Source organism: Curtobacterium sp. C2H10 (assembly GCF_025407985.1).
Classification (GTDB): domain Bacteria; phylum Actinomycetota; class Actinomycetes; order Actinomycetales; family Microbacteriaceae; genus Curtobacterium.
Map to the genome: position 1 here is coordinate 40,176 of NZ_JABXGF010000025.1, position 10,636 is coordinate 50,811.

Here is a 10,636-nt window from a genome sequence, read left to right on the forward strand (position 1 = left end):
TCAGTCGTCGACGCCGTCGGCGATCCAGACCCGGGTCGGCCGCCCGCTCAGCGCGTGCGCGAAGGGGTCGCCCACGGGACGGAACCCCGCGCCGCGGTACAGCCGGAGCGCCGGCGCGTTGTCGTCCAGCGCGTGCAGCAGGGCTCGGCGGTGGCCCGCGGCTCCCGCCTCGGCGACGGCTCCCAGCAGCAGGGACCGTCCGAGTCCGTGCCCCTGGGCCCGCGGGTCGACGGCGAGGAGCGAGAGGTAGGCCGCGTCCTCCGGGTCCCCCGGACGCCCCGTCCCCGGAGCGGTGACGAGCGCGAACCCGGCGATCGCCGCGGCCGCACCACGGTCCGACTCCGTCGACGCCACGACGAGCGCGACGCGGGGCACCGCGAACTTCGACCGGGCGCGTTCCCGCACCGCGTCCGACTCGGGCACGCCGTCACGGGTGGCGACGGCGCGCGTCCACAGGTCGACGCACGCGGTGGCCTCGTCCTCGACGGCGGCTCGCACGACGAACGACGACCCGATCACCCGTTCAGCGTACGGCTGCGGACTGCCCCACCCGGAACGACGACCCGCGGTGCTCCGCCGGCAGCCGGTCACCGCGACCGTGCAGCTTGTGCCGCAGCGACCCGGGCTCGTAGCCCTCGGGGTAGACGCCGCGGGCACGGAGCTCCGGTACCACGAACTCGATGACGTCCTCCCACGTCCCCGGGGTCACCGCGTAGGCGAGGTTGAACCCGTCGACGTCCGTCTGCTCCTGGATCTCGACGAGCCGGTCGGCGATGGTCGCCCCGCCGCCGACCGCGACCGGGCCGAGGCCGCCGATCGCCGTGTGCCGGGCGAGGTCCCGGATCGTCCACTTCGACCCGTCGGACCCGGTGGCCGCCGCGATGTTCGCCGCCGCGGACTGGATCGCGTTCGACTCGACGTCGCCGAGCGGCTCGTCGAGGTCCCACTGCGACAGGTCGACGCCCATCCAGCCGGAGTTGAGCACGAGCGCGCCGAGCTCCGAGGCGTAGGACAGGTAGTCCTCGTACTTGGCCTGGGCGAGCTCGTCGGTGGCGTCGGTGATGACGGTGAGCAGCGTGTAGACGCGGGCGGCGTACCGGTCGCGACCAGCAGCCTCCAGGGCGTCACGGACCTTCCGGACGGTCGACGCGAGCTGCTCGACGGTCGGTGCGCCCACGAACACCGCCTCGGCGTTCTCGGCCGCGAACCGGATGCCGCGCGGCGAGGCCCCGGCCTGGTAGATCACGGGCGACCGCTGGACCGACGGCTCGGACAGGTGGATGCCCGGGACGTCGAAGTGCGTGCCGTGGTGCTCGATCGGGTGGACCTTCGCGGGGTCGGTGAAGACGCCGGTCTCGCGGTCCTCGACCACGGCGTCGTCCTCCCACGAGCCCTCCCACAGCTTGTAGAGGACCTCGAGGTACTCGTCGGCGATGTCGTACCGGTCGTCGTGCGAGAGCTGGTCGGTCTGCCCCATGTTCCGCGCCGCACTCGGCAGGTACCCGGTCACGACGTTCCAGCCGATGCGGCCCTTCGTGAGGTGGTCGAGCGTCGAGATGCGCCGGGCGAACGGGTACGGGTGCTCGTAGGCGGTCCCCGCCGTGATCCCGAAGCCGAGGTGCTCGGTCACCGACGCCATCGCGGACACCAGCAGGATCGGGTCGTTCACGGGGACCTGTGACCCGGTGCGGAGCGCGGCCTCGTTCGAGTCACCGTAGACGTCGTACGTCCCGAGCACGTCGGCGATGAAGATCCCGTCGAAGTTGCCCCGCTCGAGCAGCTGCGCGAGGTCGGTCCAGTACGACAGGTCGTTGTAGTGCCGGGACCGGTCCCGCGGGTGCCGCCAGAGCCCGGAGGACTGGTGCGCCACGCAGTTCATGTCGAAGGCGTTGAAGCGGATCTGACGGTGCTCGCTGCTCGTGCTCACGGGCGTGACGGTACGTGCCGTCCCGGGGCGGACGGCGGAAGGTGACGAACCGTGACGTGGGACTGCGGTCCGGGAGGTGGGCCCCACCCGCCGGTACCGGCGTGACGCGCCAGCGGCACGACGGCCGAGACGGGAGGGACGGGGCGGGGCCGCCCCGCGCCTCCGGGACCGCAGACCGGTCGCGTCAGGAGCGCGTGGTCGCCTCGCGCGCACCGGGCCCCGATGCGTCCCAGAGGGCGGTGGCCTGCGCCATCGGCGCGAACCGGCGCTCGAAGTCCCGCTCGTTCGGCACCCAGACGTCTCGCCACAGTCGGGCGTGGTCGCGCCCCAGTGCGCGGTCTCGTGCCTGGCCACGCGCCGCCGCCGTCTCGATGTCGACGTCGCACCAGATCCGGATGTCGAGGTGCGACAGCGCATCGGGATGGAAGAGCCCGATCAGGTCGACCACGACGAGGTCGGTGCGGGGCAGTGGTTCCTCTGCGCCGAGCGTCCGCTTCCCCCAGTCGAACCGGCGGAACGAACCGGCCCGACCAGCGCGGTGCGGTTCGAGCACCGTCCCGACGAGCCGCCTTCGATCGACCCCGTCCCAGTCCGTCGAGCGACGGTGTGACCGCGTCGGTTCGAGGAAGTCGTCCCCGCGGATCCGGACGGCGCCGGGCAGCGCCTCGACGAGGCGCCGCGCCAGAGTCGACTTGCCGGAGCCGCAGTAGCCCGAGATCCCGACGACGAGCGGTCGGACGGACCGGCGCCGTCGTTCCGCGACGAGGTCGGTGATCGCCTCGGCGTCCGCCGGTGCGGGCTCGCGGGCCGCGGTACCAGGACCCGTCACCGGGGCGCTGCGGCCTCGCGCGCGGCGGCCTCGGCCGCGACCCACGCGAGCATCCCGCACTTGACCCGCATGACGAACTTCGAGACGCCGTGGAACGCGACGAGGTCCTCGAGCACGTCCTCGTCGGGCTCGCCGGCACCGCGGGACCGCATCATCGTGCGGAACTCCTCGGTGAGCGTGAGCAGCTCGGGCACCGTGCGACCGACCGCCATGTCCGTGAGGACCGACGCCGACGCCATCGAGATCGAGCAGCCGTCGCCCTGCCACGCGAGACCGGCGATGCGGTCCGTGCCGGGCTCGAGGCGCACGCGCACGGTGATCTCGTCGCCGCAGGTGGGGTTGCGCTCGAAGTGCTCGGCGTCGGCGTCGGGCAGCTCGCCGTCGCCGTGCCGGGCCTTCGCGTGGTCGAGGATGACCTGCTGGTAGAGGGAGTCGAGGGCGCTCATGCGGTCGCTCCGAAGTAGCCGCGGACCTCGCCGACGGCCGTGAGGAACCGGTCGACGTCCTGCTCGGTCGTGTAGACGTACGTGCTCGCACGGCTGGTGGCGACGAGGCCGAGCCGTCGGTGCAGCGGTTGGGCGCAGTGGTGGCCGGAGCGCACCGCGATGCCCTGCGCGTCGAGGTACTGCGAGACGTCGTGGGCGTGCACGCCGTCGACGTCGAACGACACGAGACCGGACCGCGGCACCCCGGCGGGCGGACCGACGACGTGGATGCCCGGGATCGCGGCGAGTCCGGTGAGCATGCGCTCGGCCAGGTGCTCCTCGTGCGCGCGGACCCGCTCCATGCCGATGCCCTGCAGGTAGCGGACCGCCTCGGCGAGCGCCACGGCCTGCGACACGGGCTGGGTGCCGGCCTCGAACCGCTCGGGTGCCGGCATGAAGTCGGTGTGCTCCATCGTCACCGTGGTGATCATCGATCCGCCGGTCCGGAACGGGGGCAGGGCGTCGAGCAGCTCGTGCCGGCCCCAGAGCACGCCGATGCCGTTCGGCCCGAGCATCTTGTGCCCGGAGAACGCCGCGAAGTCGACGCCGAGCGCCTGCACGTCGAGCGGCCGGTGCGGTGCGGACTGGCAGGCGTCGAGGACGACGACGGCACCGTGCGCGTGGGCGGCCGCGACGACGGCCGACACCGGGGCGACCATGCCGGTGACGTTCGAGACGTGGGCGAATGCGACGACCTTCGTGCGGTCGGAGACCAGGGCGACGGCGTCCTCGGCCGTCCAGGTGCCGTCGTCCGCGACGGGGACCCAGCGGAGCGTCGCACCGGTCAGGGCGGCGAGCTCCTGCCACGGGACGAGGTTGGCGTGGTGCTCGGCCTCGGTGACGAGGACCTCGTCGCCGGGTCCGATGCGGACGCGCTCGGCGTCCGGTCCCCCACGGCCGCGGCTGGCGTTCGCGATGCCGTACGCCACGAGGTTGAGGGCGTCGGTGGCGTTCGCGGTCCACACGACCTCGGACGGTGACGCCGCCCCGACGAACCCGGCGACGGTGGCACGGGCGTCCTCGTACGCGTCGGTGCTCAGCGCGGCGAGGGTGTGCGCGCCACGGTGCACGGCGGCGTTGTCGTGCTCGAGGAAGCATCGTTCGGCGTCGAGCACCTGGCGGGGTCGTTCGGCGGTGGCCCCGGAGTCGAGGTAGGCGAGGGGGAACCCGTTCACCTCCTGCTGGAGGATCGGGAAGTCCCGTTTGATCGCCTCGACCTCGGACTCGGTGAGCGGTTGGTTGGGCGCCACGACAGTCACCACACAATGGTGGTCTGCTCGCGGCCCGGAGTCCAGTCGGACGGGTACCGCTGACGGCGAACGGCCCCGGACACGTGGTCCGGGGCCGTCCGTGCGGTGCGCGGGAACCGCGTCACTCGTTGCCGATCTGCTTGTCCGCTGCGTCACGGGCGCCGTCGATCTTGTCGTCGTACTTGCCACCCGTGGCCTTCTTGACCGCGTCGGCGACACCGCCGAGCACCTTGTCGCTGATGTCCTCGGCCTTCTCGCTCTTCAGGGCGTCCTGGACCTTGTTGTCCTGCAGGAAGTCCTGGGCCTTCTTCGTGATGTCGTCGAACCCCGCCATCGGTTGCTCCTCGTCGCCGGTACGGAGCCCGGTGCCCCGTCGTGCGGCCGATCGTAGGCCCGTGGCCCGTCGGGTGTGCCGGATCGTGACGAAGTGTTCACACCATCTGCGCGCTGCGTCGGCGGGCGAGCACGTAGCCGACGGCGACCGACCCGGACACCGCCAGGAGCGAGGGGATGAGGATGTCGGTCCCCTGCTGGGTGAACTCGACGACGAGCACGAGGGCCGTGAAGGGCGCCCGCATCGTCGTCGCGAGGAAGGCCGCGGCGCCGATGAACGCGAACGCCGTGAGGCTCGGCCCGTCGGTCGGCCAGAGCAGCAGCCAGAGGCCACCGAGTCCGCCGCCGACCGCGGAGCCGATCGCGATCGACGGGGTGAGCGTGCCGCCGACGGCCCCCGCACCGATCGTGGCCGAGGTCGTGATCGTGCGGATGACCCCGAGCGCGAGCAGGAACAGGATCGGCGAGAGCCCGGCGACGGAGCCGTCCTCGAGCGAGGCGTTCATCGCGAGGACACCGAGCGCCCGCCCGTTGCCGAGGATCTCGGGGAAGGGCACGGCGATGAGTCCCACCATGGCGAAGACGACCGGCAGCACGACGATGAGCCGCCACCCCTTCGGCGCGAGGCCCTGCAGCCGGTTCGTGAGCTTCACGAAGCCGACGCCCGCGAACCCGAGGACGGGCCCGACGATGACCGCCCAGACGAGCAGCGACGGCGAGAGGTGCATCGCCGGCACGTGGTAGAGCACCTCGTCCGGGATCACGAGGCGTGCCACGAACGCCGCGACCGCGCTCGTCGCGAAGGCCGGCAGCGCGGTCGCGAAGGTGAGCTCGCCGAGCAGCACCTCGACCGCGAACAGGGCGCCCCCGAGCGGGACGTCGTAGACCGCGGCGAGGCCGGCGGCGGCACCGCAGGCGACGAGGATCTTCGTCTCGCGGGCGGTCAGTCCGGCCCGTGCCGTCACGAGCTGGGACAGCCACGCCCCGATCTCGCGCGGCGCCACTTCTTTGCCGATCGAGGCGCCGAGGCCCACGGCCAGGATCTGCACGCCCGCGTTCGCGACCGTCGCGAGGGCGGGCATCCGCTTCCCGCCGACGGCCGCGGGCACGGAGACGACCGGGCGGCCCCAGCGTCGGAGCGCCCACCAGGCGACGCCGGTCAGGAGGCCGGCGGCGACGAGGGCGAGGAAGCGGTTCAGGGCACTCGGTGCGTCTGCGGCCTCGAGGTGGCCGCCGAACGGGTACCCGAACGCGACGAACTGGATGAGCTGCAGCGCGAGCCACACCGAGATGCCGGCGATGCCGCCTGCCACCCCCACCAGTCCGGTGACGACCGCGAGCTTGAGTGCCCAGACCGGGGTCGCACGTGTCGCGTGTCCAGGGTGCGGCATGACCGGAAGCCTAGCGGCACGTCGGCACCGCCCCCGCGACCGGGCGGACGCTGCCGGGCCGAGCCGCGCCTCCTGGGCGGTGGCCGGACCCCCTGCCGTCAGACGGCCGTGAGCCGGTACGGCACCACGCAGTCGGCCGGCACGAGCGGCGGCTGCAGGCCGACCGTCTCGAGCGCGCGCCCGCGGAACACCCGGTCTCCCGACCACCACGACGGCGGCACGATGCCGTGCCCGTCGCCGACCACGACCGGGTCGACCCGGTACGCGGTGTCCGGGTCGAGGTCGCGGAAGGTGACGCGGCCGGTACCAGACACCTCGGACCGGCCGGTGCTGACGAAGAAGAACAGCGCCTGCCGCTTGTCAGCGGCGACCGTGCCGGTCACGAGCCGGGTCTCGTCGACCTCGTCGACGCGCACGAGGTCGCCGCCGTGCAGCAGCCCCCGCCACTCCTTGTGGAGCGCGATCCACTCGGCGAGCGCGGTCTCTTCGGCGCCCGTCGCCTGCGCGAGGTCCCACTCGATGCCGAAGTGCCCGACGATCGCGGTCCCGGCACGGAACGCCAGGTCGTGCACCCGGCCGGTCGTGTGGTTCCGGCCGCTCGCGACGTGGGAGCCGAGCAGTTCCGGGGGCAGGAGCTGCTGCGTCCACCGGTGCATCCGCTGGCGCTCGAGCGGGTCGATGTCGTCCGAGACCCAGACGCGGTCGGTGTGCTCGATCACGCCGAGGTCGACGCGGGCACCACCCGACGAGCACGACTCGATCTCGAGCGCCGGGAACCGTTCCTTCAGCGTCGCCATGAGCCGGTACGCCGCCAGGGTCTGCTCGTGGACCGCGGCGCCGCCGCCGGGGTGCCCCGCCTCGACGAGGTCGCGGTTGTGGTCCCACTTGACGTAGTCGACGCCGTACTCGCCGATGATCGCGGTCATCCGCTCGAGCAGGTACGCGAACGCCTCGGGGATCGCGAGGTTCAGCACCTGCTGGTCCCGGGACCGGACCGGCAGGCGACCGTCCGCCTGCAGGATCCACTCCGGGTGGGCTCGGGCGAGGTCGCTGTCCTCGTTGACCATCTCCGGCTCGAACCACAGGCCGAACTGCATGCCGAGCGTCCGCACCCGGTCGACGATCGGACCGAGGCCGTCCGGCCAGACGTCCTCGTCCACGTACCAGTCGCCGAGGCCCGCGTGGTCGTCACGACGGTGCCGGAACCACCCGTCGTCGAGCACGTAGCGCTCGACCCCGAGCCGTGCGGCGCGCTCGGCGAGGTCGGTCAGCCGGGCGAGGTCGTGGTCGAAGTAGACCGCCTCCCAGACGTTGAGCGTCACCGGGCGGGGCGTCCTCGGGTGCTGTGGGCGGCTGCGGAGCCACCGGTGGAAGCGGCGGGCCTGGTCGTCGAGGCCGTCCCCGTACGCGGCGTACACCCACGGCCCCTCGTAGCTGTCCCCGGTGCCGAGGCGCACCTCGCCGGGGAGCAGGAGTTCGCCGCCCCCGACGACCTGGCGGCCGGTGGCGAGGCGTTCCGCGAGGTGCCGGTGGTTGCCGCTCCACGCCGTGTGCACGCCCCAGACCTCGCCGTGGGCGAACCCGAACCCGGGGACGCCGACGCTCAGGACCGTGGCGGCGTCGGCGCCCGTCCGGCCCTTCCGGGCCTCGCGCTCGTGGGTGCCGACGACGAGCTCGCGGCGCTGCGGGGTGCGTTCCTTGCCCCAGCGGCCGGCGAAGTCGAGGACCTCGCGGGCGTGCGACGGGACCGGGAGGGCCAGGGTGAGGTCGTCGACGGTGTAGGTGCCGGCGGCCGTGTTGGTGACGGCGGCGCGGGTGCGGACGAGGCCGGAGGGGAGCATCTCGACGGTGAGGCGCAGGGCGAGGCCGGCGGTGGCGTCCACGGCGTGGGCGGTGACGGTGGCGGGGGCGGGAGTGCCCGCGGTGCCGGCGGTGCCGGTGGTGCCGGTGCGGGGGGCCGCGGCGTCGGCGGCGCCGGCGGTGTCGGTGCGGGCACCCGCGATGTCGGCGGTGCCGGCGGTGTCGGCGGCGCCGGTCACCTCGAGCTCGGTGACCGTGAACGCCGGGGACCAGTCGCGGCCGTCCCGGTGCCCGGACAGCCCCGGTCGCCCGGTCCACCCCCGGTGCGGCTCGGGCAGGATCGCCAACCGGACCGGCACGTCCGCCTCGTTCGGCGCGACCGGTGCCACGTCCGCCTCGGCCAGGGCCGCCAGCTCCGCGTCGTCGAGCGGACCGAGCGCCGCGCCCCAGTGCACCACGGCGGGCAGGGCACGGTCGCGGCAGTCGAGGACGAGGGAGACGCCCCCGGCGGTCAGGTGGACGAGGTCGTGCGGCATGAGTGCTCCAGTCGGCGACGATGACGGCTCGACGAGTCTTGCGCTCTGGGAGCGCTCCCAGCAAGTCGACGCGCGCACGGTGTGTGCGGATGCACACGGATCCGGGTCAGAACCAGCGCTTGACCTTGAACACCACCCACAGGACCGCCGCGAACGCGACCATCGCGACGATCGCCAGCGGGTACCCCCACGTCCAGGAGAGCTCGGGCATGTGCGTGAAGTTCATGCCGTAGATCGCCGCGATGAGTGTCGGGGCGAAGAGGATCGCCGCCCAGCCCGAGATCTTCTTCGTGTCGTCGTTCTGCTTCTGCGCCGCGAGGGTCGAGTCGACCGTCAGCGCGTTCTGCAGTAGCTGCCGGAACGTGTCCAGTCGCTCCACCGTGCGGATCGCGTGGTCGAGCACGTCGCGGAACCGGCGCTGCATCTCCACCGGGAGGTGGTACTTCTCCGCCCCGCGGTGCAGGTTCTCGATGATGTGGATGAGCGGTCGGGCGGCGCGCTGGAAGTCCACGACCTCGCCGAACAGCTCGTAGATGCGACGGGAGACCCCGGCCTCGCCCGCGAAGAGCTGGTCCTCGATCTGGTTGATGTCCTCCTCGAGGCCGTCGATCACCGGGACGTACCCGTCGACGATCGAGTCCATCAGCGCCCAGAGCTGCGCCTGCGGGCCCACCGTCACGAGTCCCGGCTTGCCGCTCATCCGCTGGAGTGCCCGCGGGACGGTCTGTTTGCCACGGGGGTCGGCCTTCACGACGACGAGGAAGAAGTCCTCGCCGACAAAGGCGTGCACCTCGCCGAACGCGACCTCCTCCTGCTGGTCGTTGTACAGCGCGGGCTTCAGGACGACGAAGAGCGTCGAGCCGTAGCGCTCGAGCTTCGGGCGCTGGTGCCCCTCGGCGGAGTCCTCGACCGCGAGTTCGTGCAGGCCGAGCGCGACCGCGACGTCGCCGAGCTCCTCGGCGTCGGGCTGGTGGAGCACGATGCACGCGCTCGCTCCCTGGTCCTCGAGCATGCGGAAGGTGTCGTCGAGCGAGGGACTCGGGATCGGGGCGATCCGGTCGACGTAGACGGTGTTCAGTTCGACAGACACGTCACCACCGTACGCAGGGCGAGCGTGCGGGGGTCGGACGCGACCGACGTGCGGGCCAGGAGGCGCGGGTCGGGCCCGCACCGCGCCTCCAGTCCGGCCCGTCCCCCGTCTGCTGGACGTGCGCTGCGCGCCGGGCCCGGCCACGCGCCTACGGTGCAGGTCATCAGCATGCTGACGAAAGGGGCTGACATGAAGAGGATCTGGAAGCGGATCGCAGTCGCGGTGAGCGCGGTGGTCGCGGTGGTCGGCGCGTTCGTCGGCTCGGGAGCTGCCGGCGGGACGCCGATCCAGGACGCTGCCGGCGGAGCACTCTCGGCCTCGTCGACGGCGATCGCGCCGGACGGGCCGGCGTTCTCGATCTGGAGCGTCATCTACGTCGGGCTGCTCGCCTACGCGATCCGCCAGTGCTTCCGCACCGCCGACGACGACCGGCACGCGCGGCTGACGGTGCCGGCGGTGCTCTCGCTCCTGCTCAACGCCGCATGGATCCTGAGCGTGCAGTTCGGGTTCCTGTGGCTGAGCGAGCCGATCATCGTCGCGCTGCTCGCCGTGCTGGTGTGGACGTTCGTGCTGCTGCGGCGGTCGAAGCCGTCCGGAATCGTCGAGGCGATCGTCACCGACGGCACGTTCGGGCTCTACCTGGGGTGGGTGTGCGTCGCGACGGCGGCGAACACGGCCGCGGTGCTGACGGCCGCGGGCTTCCGGGGCTTCGGGCTGTCGCTGGACGTCTGGGGCGTGGTGATCGCGCTCGTGGCCGGGCTCGTCGGGGTGCTCCTCGCGGTGTGGGGCCGGGGACGCCTGGCGCCGACGGCGTCGCTCGCGTGGGGGTTGGCGTGGGTCGCGGTCGCTCGGCTCGACGGGCCGCTCGTGTCGACGCCGACCGCCGTCGCGGCGGTGGTGGCCGCGGCTGCGGCGGTCGTCGTGACGCTCGTGGTGCGGGCTCGCACGGGGTGGCGCGGCGCGGCTGCGCCGGCGCGCGTCGCGGCCGCCTGAGC

The 10,636-nt window shown here is 72.9% G+C and carries 10 protein-coding genes; 1 reads left to right on the plus strand and 9 read right to left on the minus strand.

Features of this window, described 5'->3' with window-relative positions:
- From HWD93_RS10855 to HWD93_RS10895, 9 genes are all read right to left on the minus strand, one after another.
- On the minus strand, nucleotides 1-519 hold the full coding sequence (locus tag HWD93_RS10855) for a GNAT family N-acetyltransferase (RefSeq protein WP_261646823.1): 519 nt from the start codon (nucleotides 517-519) through the stop codon (nucleotides 1-3).
- A 4-nt stretch (nucleotides 520-523) separates the two neighbouring features.
- Entirely contained in the window at nucleotides 524-1,927 is a 1,404-nt protein-coding gene (locus HWD93_RS10860; RefSeq protein ID WP_261646824.1) for an LLM class flavin-dependent oxidoreductase, read from the minus strand.
- A gap of 184 nt (nucleotides 1,928-2,111) precedes the next feature.
- The gene (locus HWD93_RS10865; protein ID WP_254790700.1) at nucleotides 2,112-2,756 is read right to left on the minus strand and encodes a uridine kinase; all 645 of its coding nucleotides are present in this window, start codon (nucleotides 2,754-2,756) and stop codon (nucleotides 2,112-2,114) included.
- Nucleotides 2,753-3,202: a Fe-S cluster assembly sulfur transfer protein SufU gene (sufU, locus tag HWD93_RS10870; RefSeq protein WP_071294585.1), complete on the minus strand. Its 450-nt coding sequence runs from the start codon at nucleotides 3,200-3,202 to the stop codon at nucleotides 2,753-2,755. The genes HWD93_RS10865 and sufU overlap by 4 nt, the downstream gene beginning before the upstream one ends.
- On the minus strand, nucleotides 3,199-4,491 hold the full coding sequence (locus tag HWD93_RS10875) for a SufS family cysteine desulfurase (RefSeq protein ID WP_261646830.1): 1,293 nt from the start codon (nucleotides 4,489-4,491) through the stop codon (nucleotides 3,199-3,201). Before HWD93_RS10875 ends, sufU begins: the two co-directional genes overlap by 4 nt.
- A gap of 121 nt (nucleotides 4,492-4,612) precedes the next feature.
- Nucleotides 4,613-4,825 (minus strand): antitoxin, encoded by a 213-nt coding sequence (locus HWD93_RS10880; protein ID WP_070418268.1) that lies wholly within the window; start codon nucleotides 4,823-4,825, stop codon nucleotides 4,613-4,615.
- Nucleotides 4,826-4,922: 97 nt separating this feature from the next.
- Nucleotides 4,923-6,215: a chloride channel protein gene (locus HWD93_RS10885; protein ID WP_071302696.1), complete on the minus strand. Its 1,293-nt coding sequence runs from the start codon at nucleotides 6,213-6,215 to the stop codon at nucleotides 4,923-4,925.
- A gap of 98 nt (nucleotides 6,216-6,313) precedes the next feature.
- A complete protein-coding gene (locus HWD93_RS10890) occupies nucleotides 6,314-8,551 on the minus strand; it encodes an alpha-galactosidase (RefSeq protein WP_261646825.1) in 2,238 nt (745 codons plus the stop codon).
- A gap of 106 nt (nucleotides 8,552-8,657) precedes the next feature.
- Complete coding sequence (locus tag HWD93_RS10895; protein WP_070418265.1) at nucleotides 8,658-9,641, minus strand: magnesium and cobalt transport protein CorA; 984 nt, start codon at nucleotides 9,639-9,641, stop codon at nucleotides 8,658-8,660.
- A 189-nt stretch (nucleotides 9,642-9,830) separates the two neighbouring features.
- Between HWD93_RS10895 and HWD93_RS10900 the strand changes: the two genes are divergently transcribed.
- Nucleotides 9,831-10,634, plus strand: a complete 804-nt coding sequence (locus HWD93_RS10900; protein WP_261646826.1) for a tryptophan-rich sensory protein — start codon at nucleotides 9,831-9,833, stop codon at nucleotides 10,632-10,634.
- The last annotated feature ends 2 nt before the right edge of the window (nucleotides 10,635-10,636 follow it).